Source organism: Winogradskyella sp., from assembly GCF_028282165.1.
Classification (GTDB): domain Bacteria; phylum Bacteroidota; class Bacteroidia; order Flavobacteriales; family Flavobacteriaceae; genus Winogradskyella.
Window position 1 is genome coordinate 1 of the sequence record NZ_JANQIM010000004.1, and the last position, 15,138, is coordinate 15,138.

At 35.2% G+C, this 15,138-nt stretch carries 18 protein-coding genes; 2 read left to right on the forward strand and 16 right to left on the reverse strand.

Going from position 1 to position 15,138, the window contains the following annotated elements:
- Positions 1 to 310: 310 nt before the first annotated feature.
- Positions 311 to 1,381: a tyrosine-type recombinase/integrase gene (locus Q0972_RS01430; RefSeq protein ID WP_299361667.1), complete on the forward strand. Its 1,071-nt coding sequence runs from the start codon at positions 311 to 313 to the stop codon at positions 1,379 to 1,381.
- A 12-nt stretch (positions 1,382 to 1,393) separates the two neighbouring features.
- Here the strand turns inward: Q0972_RS01430 and Q0972_RS01435 are convergent, their stop codons facing one another.
- The 3 genes from Q0972_RS01435 to Q0972_RS01445 are packed head-to-tail and all read right to left on the reverse strand — an operon-like array spanning position 1,394 to position 3,254.
- On the reverse strand, positions 1,394 to 1,837 hold the full coding sequence (locus Q0972_RS01435; RefSeq protein WP_299361669.1) for a DUF4268 domain-containing protein: 444 nt from the start codon (positions 1,835 to 1,837) through the stop codon (positions 1,394 to 1,396).
- The gene (locus tag Q0972_RS01440; protein ID WP_299361671.1) at positions 1,838 to 2,512 is read right to left on the reverse strand and encodes a ZIP family metal transporter; all 675 of its coding nucleotides are present in this window, start codon (positions 2,510 to 2,512) and stop codon (positions 1,838 to 1,840) included.
- 10 nt (positions 2,513 to 2,522) lie between these two features.
- Entirely contained in the window at positions 2,523 to 3,254 is a 732-nt protein-coding gene (locus Q0972_RS01445) for a methyltransferase domain-containing protein (RefSeq protein ID WP_299361673.1), read from the reverse strand.
- 56 nt (positions 3,255 to 3,310) lie between these two features.
- Between Q0972_RS01445 and Q0972_RS01450 the strand changes: the two genes are divergently transcribed.
- A complete protein-coding gene (locus tag Q0972_RS01450) occupies positions 3,311 to 4,474 on the forward strand; it encodes a THUMP domain-containing protein (RefSeq protein ID WP_299361675.1) in 1,164 nt (387 codons plus the stop codon).
- Here Q0972_RS01450 and Q0972_RS01455 read toward each other — a convergent pair.
- From Q0972_RS01455 to ppk2 (Q0972_RS01515), 13 genes are all read right to left on the reverse strand, one after another.
- Positions 4,468 to 5,043, reverse strand: coding sequence for a DUF4136 domain-containing protein (locus tag Q0972_RS01455; RefSeq protein ID WP_299361677.1), 576 nt, complete (start codon positions 5,041 to 5,043; stop codon positions 4,468 to 4,470). The two genes, Q0972_RS01450 and Q0972_RS01455, sit on opposite strands and share 7 nt — an antisense overlap.
- A gap of 126 nt (positions 5,044 to 5,169) precedes the next feature.
- Positions 5,170 to 5,655: a hypothetical protein gene (locus tag Q0972_RS01460; RefSeq protein WP_299361680.1), complete on the reverse strand. Its 486-nt coding sequence runs from the start codon at positions 5,653 to 5,655 to the stop codon at positions 5,170 to 5,172.
- A gap of 3 nt (positions 5,656 to 5,658) precedes the next feature.
- Positions 5,659 to 6,351 (reverse strand): LytTR family DNA-binding domain-containing protein, encoded by a 693-nt coding sequence (locus tag Q0972_RS01465; protein WP_299361682.1) that lies wholly within the window; start codon positions 6,349 to 6,351, stop codon positions 5,659 to 5,661.
- Positions 6,338 to 7,408: a sensor histidine kinase gene (locus Q0972_RS01470; RefSeq protein ID WP_299361684.1), complete on the reverse strand. Its 1,071-nt coding sequence runs from the start codon at positions 7,406 to 7,408 to the stop codon at positions 6,338 to 6,340. Before Q0972_RS01470 ends, Q0972_RS01465 begins: the two co-directional genes overlap by 14 nt.
- Positions 7,395 to 8,057 carry a hypothetical protein gene (locus Q0972_RS01475; RefSeq protein WP_299361686.1) on the reverse strand — a complete coding sequence of 221 codons (663 nt, stop codon included), beginning with the start codon at positions 8,055 to 8,057 and terminating at the stop codon, positions 7,395 to 7,397. Before Q0972_RS01475 ends, Q0972_RS01470 begins: the two co-directional genes overlap by 14 nt.
- A 125-nt stretch (positions 8,058 to 8,182) precedes the next feature.
- A complete protein-coding gene (locus Q0972_RS01480; RefSeq protein ID WP_299361689.1) occupies positions 8,183 to 8,455 on the reverse strand; it encodes a DUF202 domain-containing protein in 273 nt (90 codons plus the stop codon).
- Positions 8,455 to 10,104 (reverse strand): class I SAM-dependent methyltransferase, encoded by a 1,650-nt coding sequence (locus tag Q0972_RS01485; protein WP_299361692.1) that lies wholly within the window; start codon positions 10,102 to 10,104, stop codon positions 8,455 to 8,457. Before Q0972_RS01485 ends, Q0972_RS01480 begins: the two co-directional genes overlap by 1 nt.
- A gap of 31 nt (positions 10,105 to 10,135) precedes the next feature.
- The gene (locus tag Q0972_RS01490) at positions 10,136 to 11,032 is read right to left on the reverse strand and encodes a DUF2807 domain-containing protein (RefSeq protein WP_299361694.1); all 897 of its coding nucleotides are present in this window, start codon (positions 11,030 to 11,032) and stop codon (positions 10,136 to 10,138) included.
- An 11-nt stretch (positions 11,033 to 11,043) separates the two neighbouring features.
- Complete coding sequence (locus Q0972_RS01495; RefSeq protein ID WP_299361696.1) at positions 11,044 to 11,433, reverse strand: hypothetical protein; 390 nt, start codon at positions 11,431 to 11,433, stop codon at positions 11,044 to 11,046.
- A gap of 11 nt (positions 11,434 to 11,444) precedes the next feature.
- Entirely contained in the window at positions 11,445 to 11,942 is a 498-nt protein-coding gene (locus Q0972_RS01500; RefSeq protein ID WP_299361698.1) for a DoxX family protein, read from the reverse strand.
- A 102-nt stretch (positions 11,943 to 12,044) separates the two neighbouring features.
- Positions 12,045 to 13,043, reverse strand: coding sequence for an AraC family transcriptional regulator (locus tag Q0972_RS01505; RefSeq protein WP_299361701.1), 999 nt, complete (start codon positions 13,041 to 13,043; stop codon positions 12,045 to 12,047).
- A gap of 284 nt (positions 13,044 to 13,327) precedes the next feature.
- On the reverse strand, positions 13,328 to 14,158 hold the full coding sequence (gene ppk2 / locus Q0972_RS01510; protein WP_299361704.1) for a polyphosphate kinase 2: 831 nt from the start codon (positions 14,156 to 14,158) through the stop codon (positions 13,328 to 13,330).
- A gap of 2 nt (positions 14,159 to 14,160) precedes the next feature.
- Positions 14,161 to 15,015, reverse strand: coding sequence for a polyphosphate kinase 2 (ppk2, locus tag Q0972_RS01515; protein ID WP_299361706.1), 855 nt, complete (start codon positions 15,013 to 15,015; stop codon positions 14,161 to 14,163).
- Between the last annotated feature and the right edge of the window lie 123 nt (positions 15,016 to 15,138).

Here is a 15,138-nt window from a genome sequence, read left to right on the forward strand (position 1 = left end):
TATTTAGTTGTTTACCTAACGCATACGCCATATGCAAATTGGCATAGCCCAGCGATGATGTACATATCTCAAGGTGTGGGAATTGGAGCTTTAGCGACAATGTAGCAACTTGAGTTCACCTTTAGGTGAATTGTACATCATCACCTAAATATACGCAATAAATCAATTCAACACAATATCTATACAAGACTGATCAAATGTGCTGCTATATCTACCCCTAACAAAAATTAGCTATTGCGCAAAATGTATATCAAAATTAAAAATTATATATATTTGCCAGGCATTAAGATATACAAAATACGCATATGACATGGATTTTCAGTTTTATACATTTCATTTTGGGGTTTATCAAGGGAAAAAAGTCATATGGATTAAATTTCCATACACACTTACCCTAGAATACAAGCTTAGACAAAATTTGCCAACAGCCAAGTGGAGCCCATCTCGTAAACGTTGGTATGTCAACGATATACCAGTTGTTAGGGAATTATTGGGGCTAGAAATAGCAAGTCCTACTCAAAAATACTTATCAAAAATACACAGTGTAAATCAACTTCCTTTTTTAGAGTTTTATGATCAGCTAAAGCTTAAAGCCTACAGTAAAAATACAATAAGGATATACCTTGCCGAATTTGCACATTTGCTTATAATCCTAAAGCGCCATAAAGTTGATGAACTTAGCCAGACTAGATTAAAGGATTATTTTTTGTATTGTGTTAAGGTACTGCACATGGGTGAGCGCAAAATGAACGGAAAAATCAATGCTGTTAAATTTTATTTCGAAAAAGTGAGGCATCAGCCCACTATGTTTTTTGATATTCCAAGACCCAAAAAGCCTGTTACCCTGCCTAAGATGTTGAGCAAGTCGGAAATTAAACGCTTATTTAAAGTGGTAGAAAACCCAAAACATTCTTTAATTCTTAAACTATGCTACGGTATGGGACTTAGAGTTAGTGAAATTGTAAATCTTAAGATTCCCCATATTAACAGCGATAGAATGCAAGTGCTTGTTAAAGGCGCTAAGGGCAAAAAAGATCGCTATGTTAATCTACCCACTTCTGTTTTGGAGGAATTGCGTAGTTATTATAAAGCCTATAGACCAAAAGGTTGGCTTTTCGAGGGACAATATGGTGGGCCCTACAGCACAAGAAGTGCTCAGGCAGTTTTTAAGCGTGCTATGTCAAAGGCCAATATTAACAAGAACATTGGCATACATGGTCTTCGTCATAGTTATGCAACGCATTTGTTAGAGCTTGGTGCGGATTTAAGATTTATTCAAAAATTACTCGGACATCACAATATAAAGACAACCCAAGTGTATACACATGTATCCAAAAGAACCCTAAATAATGTTAAAAGTCCGTTGGATAGTTTAGGATAAGCTGTAATAATATTAGCTTTTAATCACATCCTTGTACTCCTCAAAAAAGGCCTCAAATAAGATCATGTTGGTATTAAAGAATTCCATAACCATTTGCCAGGTGTTTTTATTATGGATAGAGACCTTTGCATCTAGCGGTAAATAGATGCGTGAAATTTCCTTGCCGTTGTCTAAATAGTATGCTTCTTCGTAAATGGCATCCGGTAAATAGTCGGTTTTTAAAATGCTTTTAAGGGCTACCAATTTTTCCCAATAATTAATTTGGTTATCCATCCCGATAGCTATCGGGACATCCTCAAGATCCAAAGCGATTAATGCCGACTTGGTGTCGAAATGAAACTTAAAGGATAGCCCTTTAATCTTAGTATTGTACAAGAGCCATTTCCTTGGGAAGGATTTTCCAAAGCTGGTCCAGAATTCCTGGCGCAACAAACGACTTTCTTCTTTACTAAACATTTAGATAAAATAAGCGATTAAAACACCAAAGCATATGGCTACAAGTTTTGATAAGTTAAACTTATGGCCTTCACTGGCTTCAAACAAAATAGTTGTTGAGATATGTAGAAAGATACCAATGACAATAGCATTAATAGTGCTAAGGTATATTGGAGCAATAGATGTGGTATTAGATACCAATGTGCCCAAAGGGGTCATGGCCGCAAATATTAAAATAAAGCTCAACGTTTGCTCTTTGATATATTGTGATTGCAACAAAAACGACGTCAATAGTGCTGCTATAAGAATTTTGTGTATAAAAACCCCATAGACGATATCGTTATGTTGATGAATAGGAAAGCCTTCTAAAAAACTATGAATACAAAGGCTAATGAATAAGAGCCATGGAAATTTCTTGTTATTGTCTCTGATATGCACATGGCCATGTTCGGCGCCTTTAGATAAAAACTCCAGAATAATCTGCAGTAAAATACCACACATAATAAAAAGCCCTGTGAGTTTGGCATCGAGGGACTCATAGACTTCTGGGAGTAAGTCAAAAAGTGTTAAGGCCAATAAAAAAGCACCACTGAAGGATAGTAGTAATTTAGTGTAAATAGACTTTTGCTGTTTAGTTAAAAAGCCAATGATAACACCAATGATAATAGCGTATATTGGAAACAAGTATTTATTCATGCCCGCAAAATTACTTAAAAATCATAACTAAGCGCTCGGATGTTTCAGGATGGTATTTTTGTAATTTGTAATCGCCAAATACATCTAGTAAATGCACTTCGGTTTTACGGAATAAGTCCTTAAAATCTTCTAAAGTCAGTGCCTTAACACGTTCTTGAAATTCGAAATGCTGACCATCAATGCTAAAACTGATATCCTTTACTATATAGCCATCGTTAACACTGCGTTTTTGATGGAAGTCAATACCTTCAACAGTTTTTATATCTTCAGCAACTAGATTGTTAATAACATAGTTAACATTCATAAAATCAATGACTCCAAAGCCAAATTCATTAAGTTCGGCCTTAATCGAAGCAATGGTTTTAAGATTGCAAGTGTCATCATCGAAATACCCAAAACTGGTAAAGAGGTTAAAAACGGCATCGAAGGTTTTGGGATATGGTGTGGTCATATCGTGCACATCAAACTTAAGAGTGTCATTTTCAAATTGCTTGGCATACATTATGCTCTGCTCAGACAAATCGACTCCCGTAACATCGTAGCCCAAGGTATTAAGATATATAGAATGTCGACCCTTTCCGCAAGCCAAATCCAGGATTTTACCATTTTCTGGTAAGTTGAGGTAGTTGGTAAGATTATCCATAAAGCCTTGTGCCTCTGTATAATCCCTGTCTTTATATAAAATGTGGTAATAAGGGGTGTCAAACCACGAAGCGTACCACTGTTCAGTTGATTTTGCCATAAGTGTAATGCATGCTGCAAAAATAGTTTAAATTTGTCTTCTTTATGACGTAGCACATGGACAATAATTTCAGAATGGTCGCCAAAACCTTATTTGGCTTCGAAGATCTTTTGGCAAAAGAGTTAACACAACTTGGTGCTATGCAGGTTGAAAAGGGCGTACGCAATGTCAGTTTTGTTGGTGACAAAGGTTTTATGTACAAAGCCAACATGGCGCTTCGTACCGCTATAAAAATATTGAAGCCAATAAAATCCTTCAGGGTAGTTAGAGAAGAGGACCTTTACAAAAACATCAAAACCATCAAATGGGAAGACTACCTAAAACCTTCGGGTTCATTAGCGGTTGACGCTACCGTGCATCACAGTGTTTTTACGCATTCGCAATACACTGCTTTAAAGACAAAAGATGCTATTGTCGATCGTTTTAGGGAACAGGGCGGTACACGTCCTAATGTAGATTTGCGTTTTCCAGATTTAAAAGTCAACGTTCATATAGATCGCCAACGTTGCACCATTTCATTAGATACTTCGGGCGAATCCTTACACCGAAGAGGGTATAAAACGGCGACCAATATTGCGCCTATTAGCGAAGTGCTTGCTGCAGGTCTCATTATGATGAGCGGTTGGGATGGCCAGACCGATTTTATGGATCCTATGTGCGGAAGCGGCACTATTTTGGCAGAAGCTGCCATGATTGCATGTAACATTCCGCCTAATTTAATGCGTAAGGAATTTGCCTTTGAGCGATGGGACGATTGGGATGTGGATTTATTTGAAACCATTGAAGAATCACTTTTGAAGAAAACACGGGATTTTCATCATAAGATTATAGGTTACGATAAATCACCTTCTGCCATAAGAAAAGCGAAAACCAATATTAAGAATGCCCATTTAGATGAGTTTATCCATATTCAGCATGAAGATTTCTTTAAGACCCAAAAGGCGGGTACCGATAAGCTGCATATGGTATTTAACCCTCCATATGGCGAACGTCTTGAGAATTTGAATATTGAGCAATTCTATGGTAATATTGGTACTACCTTGAAGCATGGTTACCCTAATACGGATGCATGGTTAATTACTTCTAACCTAGAGGCTTTAAAGTACATAGGATTAAGACCTTCTCGAAAAATTAAGGTCTTTAATGCCAAACTGGAATCGCGTTTGGTAAAATATGAAATGTACGAAGGAAGCCGTAAGGCAAAGAAACAACATCATTGAATCTCTTCCTTAAATTCCTCAGGATTTTGTCCAACTTGTGTTTTTGGATAGGTTTCAAATAAGTTTTTAACTAATTCACTAATGTAGGGCTCTAGTTTCTTTTTCGATTTATCGAGCTCACAAATAATCGATGCATGCCAAAGTACCTTATTGGTTTTAAAATCGGCGACATAAACCACCAGTGTTTCTTCTTCGTAGGATTCTTCGTGAATTGAGCAATTCTCCCAATACTCTAAGTATTTAGAATGCTCGCAGTTTTTAAATTGAGCCTTTTCTTCGCTAATCAAAATCCTGAATCCTGCTTGTAACTGAGGTTTTAGGACATTTGTTTTATGGGCTTTGTTTTCCATCTCTATGGCAACGGCATCACCGATGAGATGTCTAACGGTTTGGTTGTCTATTTGCGGATGGTCGAGATGCTCTACGCTAAAGTCCTCAATACATAATACATAAGTATCGTATTGGTTAAAATCAACCTCTAGGTTATAGTCGTAAACAACTTCGCTTGTGGCGGCACAATTAAAAAGCAGTAAAAGTAAAAAAGTGGATAAAATTGAATAAACTCTCATGACAGTGTAATTTAGAATATTCTTAAAGTTCTGAATTACTGTTTAGAAATACTATGACAAATGTCAATTTTGGATATTAGCTATTAAATACTAGCACGAAATTAGAATATAAAAGCTAGACTAAATCTAATGCCTGGCGTATTGTAGTGCCTCTAATTGTAAATTATAATCGTATTGTAAATCCTCATGTAGCGTGCTGATTTTTTTCCTCAAGGAAATGATTTGGCGTTCGTATAAATTACTAAGTGTTCTATTTCTATGTATCGAAGGTTGTAATGTATGCAATCGCTCACAGAAGTAGAGTAGGAGTTCAACTTCAGTAGATTTTTTAAGGGAATAACGGCTATAGACTCTTATTTGCCTAAGAATTTTTCTAATGGTTTTTTTCATGTAGAAATAGCTATTGGTATTCATCTCGCTAAAAAGTTCGTCTAAGGTCGACTTTACACTTAGTATGTAGCCATCTTCATCATGCGCTTCAAATAACAAATAGGTGAGTAGTGCCTTGTTTTCTTTTTTAAACTTTCCGAGTCTTAAACACAATTCCAGTAAATCTTCCTTTGGTAAATGTTGAAGCTCTTTTTTTATGGTAACGATAGATTCTATTTTCATGAATCACAAATTTAAGGCTTTTAGCACGGTCTGCTTATAGGTTTGGCCAATTGGGATTTTATGGTTGTCTATACTTATCTGATTACCGGCAAGATAATTGAGTTTTTTAAGGTTGATACTGAAAGATTTATGCGTTCTTAGAAAATAGTGAGGTAAGTTTTCTATGAATTTGGAAAATGTACTGTGCGTCGTTATGGTTTTTTGTTTGGTATGCACCTTAACATAATCACCAAAAGCTTCGATATATTGAACGTCTTCAAAACGAATTTTATGTAGCGCCTTATTTTCTTTAAGGATTATGAATTCATCTTCGTTTGCATTACGATCATTGTTATGAAGTACTTTATTTACAGCAGTGAGGAATCTTTCATAGGCTATTGGTTTTAGAAGATAGTCTATGGCATTAACCTCAAAACCATCTACCGCATATTGTGGATAGGCCGTAGTGAAGATAACCAATGGTGGATTTTGTAATGATTTGTAAAAATCCAGTCCGGATTGTTTTGGCATATTAATATCCAAGAATAATAAATCGACTTTTTCGTTGAGCTGTAAATATTTAAAGGCTTCCTCCGCATTGCTACATGTGGTTTTTAAGTCCAGTACTGGAGTTTGTGCAATAAAATGTTGCAAAACACGCTGCGATGAAGGCTCATCATCGATAATTAAACACGAAATAGCTTTATGAGATATCATTGTTAATAGATAATCTTACTTTGAATTGTTCACTGGTTTTACTGACCTCAAATTGATGCCTATTAGGATATACCAAATTAAGATTATTCCTAATATTTTCTAACCCAATACCAGAATGTTTTTCTACTAGTTGATTCTTATTATCGAGATTGACGTTGGCGATTGAAAATTCGAAGTTAATGCCTACTTGAGACATTTTTATGGTTATGGGTCGAGTGATTTTGCTGGTATCAATGCCATGTTTGTAGCTATTTTCCAATAAGGGCAGCAAAAGCATGGGGTAGATTTTAAAATCCTCGTCTTCAATATCAATCTCTAGACGTGCCATATGTGGTGTTTTTATGCGATGATTTTGAAATGCAATGTAATTCTTCAACAGCGTTATTTCGTCCCTTAAAGTTACTTGTTCTGTATCAGAATCATAAATAACATAGCGCAAAATATCTGAAAGTTGAACAATGGCATTGGTAATATCGTCTTTTTTTTCTAGAGCCAGTGCATAAATCACATTAAGCGAATTGAATAAAAAATGTGGATTGATTTGCGCTCTTAATGCTGACAATTGCGATTCTATTTGTTTATTTTTTTGCTTTAAGATCTTGTTTTCACTTTTATTAAAATAGAACCAATCTTCGGCCAATTTTATCAATGTTGATGCTATTAAAAAAATCGTGAATACAAACAGGATATTTTCATTAGATAAATATGAAATAAAGAAAAAGCTCGTAAAAAGTGTATCTAAAACAGGTTGTATTAGCCAGCTACTTAAAAAGGCGAAAACCAACAGGTTTAAAAAAAAGCATAGCCCATAAGCTATATATTGCTCTTTCTTTAAGAGTCGTGGCATTAGGATGTAAAAATTAATCGATGTAGGTATCGACAAGGCAATTATGAAAGTAACTGTATAGATAAAGTCTATAGTTATTGGTGGATTTCCCTTTGAAAATACAAACAACAGAATTATAAATGCTAAAGACCACAGTCCACTATTAAATAATAACGGTCTGTGGTAATTATTAGATCGTTTTACTAATAATTTAAAACTAAGGTCTTGCATTATTTGGGTTTAAGGTTATAATGTCGTCATTGTTCCATTTGTTTTCAATCTCTGAAGACATAAATTTTTTGAGGAAACTGTGTAACTCCTCACTGCTTGCTGTTAAAACCAAATCTTCATTAACACCAACTTTTTCGTGTTTTAAGCGCATTTTTTGCTCGTTAAAAAGACGCTTTACTACAGATTCTGAAATCCAAGATAACTTTAGACTTCCATTCTTATTGAAATTGACCTTCGCCGCCGAATGTGTTTTCAATAAGTGTTGTGCAGCCATCCCGTTTAGATCATTTTCTTCAAAGTAGAAAGGCGTAAAATTTAAAAACAAATGATTATCGACCTTAAAAGGCATAGCGATAAAATAGGCCTCACTGCCTTTGCTAATGTATTCAACATAATAGGCGTTTTTATAGCGCTCAAACTCATCATAGTCGTCTTTAGTGAGTTTGGTTTGGTCTTGATTTTCTTTTTTCCATTCGGTCTTAAACGAAGTAAATTTCCAAGTAGACTTACCTTCTGAAATAAAATCACCGATAAGTCGATCATCAAAATATTGCGATTCTACAGTGTAAAAAGGCTGTATAGATTTTACGATACATGAGCTTAAGAATAAAGCTAACCCGATTAAAATAATTGATGCTCTAGTTTTCATAATGAAGTCTTTTAATGTTTAGGTCAAAATTCTAATTATTTAGAGCATATTTCAACTAATTTCGACCAACACAGGGCAACTCATGTCGAACAATTAAGATTATCAATTTTAACAGGAGCTTGGCTTTAGTAGTGATTTCTAATCTTTTTTTTAACCCTAAATAATCTATAGACACCTATGAGGAGTATTATTGCAGATGCTATTATTAGTATGATGCCATACGATTTTATATCCGAAAAGAACTCAAGTTTTAATATGGTGACGCCCGTACCGAGAATAACAAGGAAGGTTCTAAAGTAAGCCAAAAATGTACGCTCATTGGCCAACTTTGTACGTTCTATAGCTAACCAATCGCGCGTAATAAGCTTTTTATTTTGATTTTCGGATGAATTTGACATTAATGGTAGCCTTTTAATAGATTAATACTTACTGTAGCTAATTCGCTATTTGGGAATTTAGCAAAATGAGTTTCGTCTGGTTTTAATCCCGCTTTTTCTGCAATGTTCTTAAAAACATCGACTTCTAGTATATATTGGTCACTATAACCATGCGTTGCATCGTAAGCTGTTGCTGCTGTTTTACCTAAATTGGCTGAAGCAAGTTTGGGGTTAATAGTATGCAATTCTATGATGAGCAGCCCAAATTTATCAACATAAGGTTTCCATTTTATTAAGTGCTCTAATAGAGAAGCTTCCACATGATTATTATTCAATCGGTTACCCATACTAGCATAAGCACCGGAAGAATGACTAATAAAGTCATAGGTCTTTATGGGGCGTTCCCATATGCGGTTGTGATCCAAAAATGTTCTTACGTTTAATAAATCTTTGAGGTCAATATTGTAGTCTTCTTTTAGATCCGAGGCTAATACTTCTGGTCTTCCTATATCTCCCCAAATAACTTTTGCCCAGATATCTGCGGCAATAAGATTAGCTCTTGTTACCTTCAGTGCTGCTTTGTTAAAATCAGCACCTACAAGAAACAATGGGTAGTCGTCAAGCATTTTACCTCTTAAAGTCTGCTGCTCAATAACATTAAAAATATGTTCAATGAAGGCGCCATTACCGCAGCCCATATCTAGAATACCTTTGGGTTGGTAATCTATAGGTCGGTTGAACAAATCAATAATCACCTGATCTATGACCTTAAAATAGGTAGCGTGTGCACCACCACTTCCCCATACATTCATTTCACGATGGACATGCTTTTCTGTTTCATGAGGTGAATTTGTTTTAAGAACTTGGGGATTGCCAAAAATGAGTTCATCTAATTGTAAAAAAGTAGGGATGTAGGACACCGTAACACCATAAGCACTGGCACGTTTTGCAAAAAAAAGACCCTTCTCCGTGAATTGATAAGTATTCCTTTTCTTATTAAACCATCCTAAATATGCAAAAAAATCCAGTATTTTTTTAAAGCTTTCAGGATCTTTATGGTATTCTTCAGCCGTAAACGAAGCTTCCATAAAGTATTTATGAAACAAACCATTAACCCCTAAAAGTACAATGATCGGACCTGCAATAACACCCTCAATATGTTTATAGATTTGGTATTCTATAGAATTTTCATCACTTATATCTAGGTCGAATTTAGTTTCGAACTTATCGAAAATACGTTCCAAAGCAACAAAAGCATCTAGACTTATCATTTTGTCCTGAGCAAAGCGGTCGGAGTATCTTAAAAGGTTAACAGCCTCAGAATACACAGGTGCCAATTTGAAAGCTGCTTCAGACTTATCATTGGTTTTATAGGAAACGGTATTATTTTTATTATCGAGATACTGCTCTAACCATCCTTGAGAACATAAAATCCGAAGCGCTACATTGAGATACCCTTCATTAGCATTAAAAACATCCGATAGTTGCTTTATAGGGACGGTTTCTTTTTCTAAGAGATAATTTAAAACCTCTTTTTTATGAAGTGAAAAAGCGGATGTTGCAGTGGCGATGCCATCTAAGTGGCGAAAGATGATACCTCTAAGTTGAGACTTATCCGATTTAGTGAGCATAAAGGATAGATTAACTCTTAAATATAAAAAAACCATCATAATAATGACGGTTTTAATAGGTTTATTTTAACTATTTGAAAAGCTCTAGAATTTTGCCCTCGTCCTCTTTTTTAATGGTAATGAGCAACGTTCTGAAGCCGAGACTATTCACTTTATAGACCTTGGTGCCAACGGACCAATTTTCCTTGCGTTTTGCATTTGGCATCATAGGAAAACCATAGCTAAATTTGGTACCATCTGGTTTTGGGCCCACCACAAAAAACTGGTTTCTATTGTTAGAGTTGTTTTTAATCTTGAAATTGATAAATACGGCTTCTGGATTTTTGATATCATTCTTTTGGTCCAATGACAATACCTGTCCACCATTTTTCTTTTTCACCTTGAAAGTTTCAGGTCTCGATTGATAGATCAATTTACCATCATTTGAAACTTCTGCCCATAGCTTTTCGGTAGCATTAACCGAAACACGTCCCCAACTCCAAAGATTAACATATACGCTTTTAGCTTCGGTTTTAGAGGCATTGACTTTGGCTAGTTCGGCTCCGATTCTTAGCTCATTGGTTTTACCTTCTACAATAACATTACCGATGGGTGCCATAATTTGTAGATAGTCATTGTTGAGATTGATGATTTTTGTAGTGTCGTGAGTCCCTGATTCAACACGTTTTAGGCTTGGCGCTCCAATCGTAATAATAATGTCTTTGGATGGTGATATCCATTCTTTTTGGTCAAGATATAATGTACCATCAATAATTTCTCGATCAATTAAATTTAACAAGTTTTCGTCTGCCGTAATTGTTAGGCTTTCCTCTGCGGATTGGTCAATAGTAATCTTGGCGTAAAGATTAATTTTTATGGCTTCAATCGATGTTACGTCATAAGATTCCGTAACGATTGTTTTATTTCCCTTGACTTGCCCTATCGCTATGTTTGTGACGAGCAATAATAAAATACTAAGTCGTTTCATGATGATGTGTTTTAATTATTAATGGTTTGTTGTTGTCCTTCAGGATTATTGAATACGGCTTTGTAGACAATGGTTTCGGGTTTGTATTCAAACGTAACGGTTCGGTTATCCTGTCCATCTAATTCAAACTCGCCATTATTCACAAATTTGAATTGAATGCCGTTTACGGCTGTTTTCTGAGAAAATGTGCCTTCATAAATCCCATCGTTATTATCATCTGTTAGCGGTTCAGTTTCGCTCCAAGAGTTAGATGTGAAGTTGCCTCTAACGCCTACATTTTTAGGATTTTCAACGCCAGACATGTCGACTCTAAATGTAACTGTTTTAGTGTGCGTTTCTTGTACACAGCTTGTAATCGTTAAAACAAGAGTTATGAATAAAATGTGTTTTAGAAATTTCATGATACGTAAGTTTATTTATTGATTTTTTTTGCAATGATATAATCTAGCCCAAAGCGTCCAGAGCCTAAAACAAGGTTGTACAGAGCTACCCACAAGAATCCCATGGCAGGTAACATCCCCCAAAGCCCTTGATTCCATTTTTGCATAAAAATGGCGGTAAGCATGGTACACATTATTAAAAAAGAAGCGATTCTCGTTTTAAGGCCGAGCATTAAGAATAAGCCACCTACAGCCTCGCTAAAGGCGCCCATCCAAGCAAAAAATATGGGCGCCATGGCAAATATGCCGCCATAAGATGCTACATCTTCCGGAAACCATGCTGATACTTCAAATAAGTTTAAGTTTTGACTATCTGCTGTCCAGGGCATTCCAAATTTATCGGCTCCGAACATTGTTGTGAGCCAAAATCCACACAGGATTCTTGGGATGGCTAAAATGGCATCTGTAAACCAGTGTTTTTGTGTTACAGGATTTACTAATAATTTAAATAAAGATTTTATTCGTGTCATAACAAATGGGTTTTAATTGTTTGATGACACAAATTTCTAACAAGTGCTGTCTGTGGACGACTTATAACGTACTAGAACGTCCTAAATACGATTTGAGACGTCTTAATTTAGTTGGGTTTTTAAATATTCGGTAGGAGAGAGGTCGGTCAATTTTTTAAACACACGATTAAAAGTTGCTTTACTATTAAAGCCACATTCTTGAGCTATACCTAGTAATGAAAGCTGCTTGTGTTTTTCTTCTTTGAGCATATTTTTAAAAGCTTCAACACGATACGCATTAACGAAATCATTAAAATTCTTTTCAAAAGCTGTATTAACGATTTCAGAGAGTTGCCCACGAGACATTTTCGCCATTTTGGCTAAGTCCGATAAGTTGAGTTCTGGATTTAAATATACTTTCTCGTTTTCCATCAAATGCTTCACGACGGCAATATCTTTTTCTGAAATTGATTTTCCTTCCTCCATGATGTTGGCATCCTCAGGAATACCTATGGATTTAGGGGAGAATGAGAAGTCTAACTTATTGAGCTTGGTGGTATCGGTAAAATAACCTTTAACGCCTACATAGAGTGTAACGATGGCCATGGTTAAGTTAAGCCACCAACGTTGCTCATAACCAAGATCTATAAATCGAGATCCTATGATGTCTTGAATAGTGCCATAAAGAAACAGCAAGCTAAAAAGAATTAAGAAACTGAGCATCCAATTTAGCTCTAGCTTATAGGTATTAGAAAAATATTGAATAATCTTTTTTCTGTAACTATAAAACAGCTGAAATGTAAATGCCAGATACATGAGCATAAAAGGTGTTTCCACATAACCCATTATAGTCTGAACATAAGCCTCATCGAGTTCAATTTTTAGAATGCCGTTTTGGGTCTCATGGAATCCTGGCTGTAAAGCATCATAAGTATAAATGCTCAATCTGTAAAAGACATATAAAAATGCCAAAGAAAAATGCCACCAATATGTTTTCTTAAACTTAAAGTTGGATGTAGTAATAGATTTTACGTAGAGGTAAATTAAAGGAGCCAATCCAACAGCAATATTAATAAGGAAGTAATTGATTTTTGTAGTTCTAAACTCATTGTACCAACCCATAAATCCAACAGTATAACAAATTTGTGTGTAACAAGATAAGAGCAAAATTAAGCCCAAGAACAAATCTGAAAGTTGTCGTTTTTTGTAATATCTCGCAAAAAGCAATATCACAAATATCAGCCCTTGCAGTACAAGAATGAGTAATGGTAAACTGTGCCTATTAAAATCAGGAAACATTATAGCATCTAGGTTAAAAATCTAAATGTATAGGATTTATCTTAATTTAAAAAAAGCAATAGGTCTTATTTCGTATTCTCGCCAGTAATGGCAGTATCTAGATAAGATTAGGTGTCATTTAAAATAGAGCGAAATGTTTTTGGCCTAATGGTTTCCAAATCCTTTGTTTCGTAAGGGATCATTTTCAGAATATACTCAAAAGCCCTAATTCTTGCACTTGTCTTTCGGTTCGCTTTAATGACCTTCCAGGGCGCATAAACTTGTGTTTTTTCAAACATTACCTCTTTGTATTTGGTGTACTCATCCCATAAAGACAATGCACGTCTATCCACATCGCTATATTTCCATTTTTTTGTAGCCGTGGCTATAATATCATTAAAACGACGCTCTTGCTCGTTTTTAGTAATAGAAAAATAGAGTTTCAAAAGATAAATACCTGATTCTTGAATCATTTTTTCAAACTCATTGACCTGAGACATAAAAATATCGTATTGCTTTTGAGAGCAAAAACCATTTACTGGCTCAACAACCGCTCTATTATACCAACTTCTATCAAAAAAGACAATTTCTCCATTATTAGGCAATCGATTAATATAACGTTGGAAATACCACTGCCCAGTTTCCGTTTCATTAGGTTTTGGCAATGCAACAACCCTAATGGCACGAGGTGGTAAATGCTGAATTATTCGTCGTATGGCACCGCCTTTCCCAGCAGCATCTCTACCTTCGAACAAAATGACCACCTTTTTGTTATTGGCGGCAACCCATTGCTGTAGAATCAACATTTCTTCTTGAAGTTTTTCTAAACGTCTTTCGTACTTAACATTTCTTACCGTTTTATTGATATCTAAATGCTGTTGTCTGAGTAAGGCACCTAAACCTTTCTTTGTATTGATAATACTCAATTCCTTTTCTGATAAATTTCTTAATGGACTCATTATTATTGATCTAATTGAATGGTATTTCTAAAGTAGCGCTGTACAATATTTGGATCTGGTAATATGGATTTGCAATTATTGCCCTTATTTTCATAATCGAACAGACTTAGCACATATTTTATACTCTCAAGACGTGCACGTTTTTTGTCGTTAGATTTGATAATTACCCATGGCGAAAACGAATTATGTGTTCTAGAGAACATTTGATTTTTATACTGCGTAAAATCGTCCCATAACTCTTGACCTTTTTCATCGACAGGGCTAAATTTCCATTTTTTTAAAGGATTATTTAAACGCTTTTCAAAACGACGTAATTGCTCGTCTTTAGAGACGGAAAACCAAAACTTTATAATGGAGGTACCTGATTCGTAAAGCATATTTTCAAACTCAGGAACTTGAATCATAAACTGATCATACTGCTTTTTGGTACAAAATCCCATGACAGGTTCTACAACAGCTCTATTATACCAACTTCTATCAAAAAAAACGATTTCACCCGCATTAGGGAGTTCTTTAATATAGCGATTGAAGTACCATTGGTTCTTTTCAACCTCAGTAGGCTTATTGAGCGCCACAATTCGCATAGCTCTTGGGTTTAGGTGCTCCTTAAAACGTTTTATGGTTCCACCTTTACCAGAAGCATCTCTTCCTTCAAAGATGATGGCAATCTTTTTATTCTCTTTTTGAACCCACCTTTGAAAATCTACAAGTTCAGCTTGTAATGGTAATAATTCTTTTTCGTATTCGTACTTTTCTAAAGCGGACTGAAACAATAAATTATCTTCTTTATGTTCAGTTAAATAGGTAATTAAATCGGAGTGTCTTCTGAAAGTCGACAGAATATCTTGTGTAAGCATAAATAAGCTTTTGGACTGATAAATACCAAATTTAGACCTTAAGACTTGCTTATTTTATGATTTTTATCATTTCAAACTAAGGAAATAAATATAGCCTTCTTAACAAAGAAGGCTATATTTAAA

What these genes read in the sequence shown, in the direction of transcription:
- Q0972_RS01430 (WP_299361667.1), top strand. Translation starts at nt 311, where the DNA reads ATGGATTTTCAGTTTTATACATTTCATTTTGGGGTTTATCAAGGGAAA.
- Q0972_RS01435 (WP_299361669.1), bottom strand. Translation starts at nt 1,837, where the DNA reads ATGTTTAGTAAAGAAGAAAGTCGTTTGTTGCGCCAGGAATTCTGGACC.
- Q0972_RS01440 (WP_299361671.1), bottom strand. Translation starts at nt 2,512, where the DNA reads ATGAATAAATACTTGTTTCCAATATACGCTATTATCATTGGTGTTATC.
- Q0972_RS01445 (WP_299361673.1), bottom strand. Translation starts at nt 3,254, where the DNA reads ATGGCAAAATCAACTGAACAGTGGTACGCTTCGTGGTTTGACACCCCT.
- Q0972_RS01450 (WP_299361675.1), top strand. Translation starts at nt 3,311, where the DNA reads ATGGACAATAATTTCAGAATGGTCGCCAAAACCTTATTTGGCTTCGAA.
- Q0972_RS01455 (WP_299361677.1), bottom strand. Translation starts at nt 5,043, where the DNA reads ATGAGAGTTTATTCAATTTTATCCACTTTTTTACTTTTACTGCTTTTT.
- Q0972_RS01460 (WP_299361680.1), bottom strand. Translation starts at nt 5,655, where the DNA reads ATGAAAATAGAATCTATCGTTACCATAAAAAAAGAGCTTCAACATTTA.
- Q0972_RS01465 (WP_299361682.1), bottom strand. Translation starts at nt 6,351, where the DNA reads ATGATATCTCATAAAGCTATTTCGTGTTTAATTATCGATGATGAGCCT.
- Q0972_RS01470 (WP_299361684.1), bottom strand. Translation starts at nt 7,408, where the DNA reads ATGCAAGACCTTAGTTTTAAATTATTAGTAAAACGATCTAATAATTAC.
- Q0972_RS01475 (WP_299361686.1), bottom strand. Translation starts at nt 8,057, where the DNA reads ATGAAAACTAGAGCATCAATTATTTTAATCGGGTTAGCTTTATTCTTA.
- Q0972_RS01480 (WP_299361689.1), bottom strand. Translation starts at nt 8,455, where the DNA reads ATGTCAAATTCATCCGAAAATCAAAATAAAAAGCTTATTACGCGCGAT.
- Q0972_RS01485 (WP_299361692.1), bottom strand. Translation starts at nt 10,104, where the DNA reads ATGATGGTTTTTTTATATTTAAGAGTTAATCTATCCTTTATGCTCACT.
- Q0972_RS01490 (WP_299361694.1), bottom strand. Translation starts at nt 11,032, where the DNA reads ATGAAACGACTTAGTATTTTATTATTGCTCGTCACAAACATAGCGATA.
- Q0972_RS01495 (WP_299361696.1), bottom strand. Translation starts at nt 11,433, where the DNA reads ATGAAATTTCTAAAACACATTTTATTCATAACTCTTGTTTTAACGATT.
- Q0972_RS01500 (WP_299361698.1), bottom strand. Translation starts at nt 11,942, where the DNA reads ATGACACGAATAAAATCTTTATTTAAATTATTAGTAAATCCTGTAACA.
- Q0972_RS01505 (WP_299361701.1), bottom strand. Translation starts at nt 13,043, where the DNA reads ATGGGTTGGTACAATGAGTTTAGAACTACAAAAATCAATTACTTCCTT.
- ppk2 (WP_299361704.1), bottom strand. Translation starts at nt 14,158, where the DNA reads ATGAGTCCATTAAGAAATTTATCAGAAAAGGAATTGAGTATTATCAAT.
- ppk2 (WP_299361706.1), bottom strand. Translation starts at nt 15,015, where the DNA reads ATGCTTACACAAGATATTCTGTCGACTTTCAGAAGACACTCCGATTTA.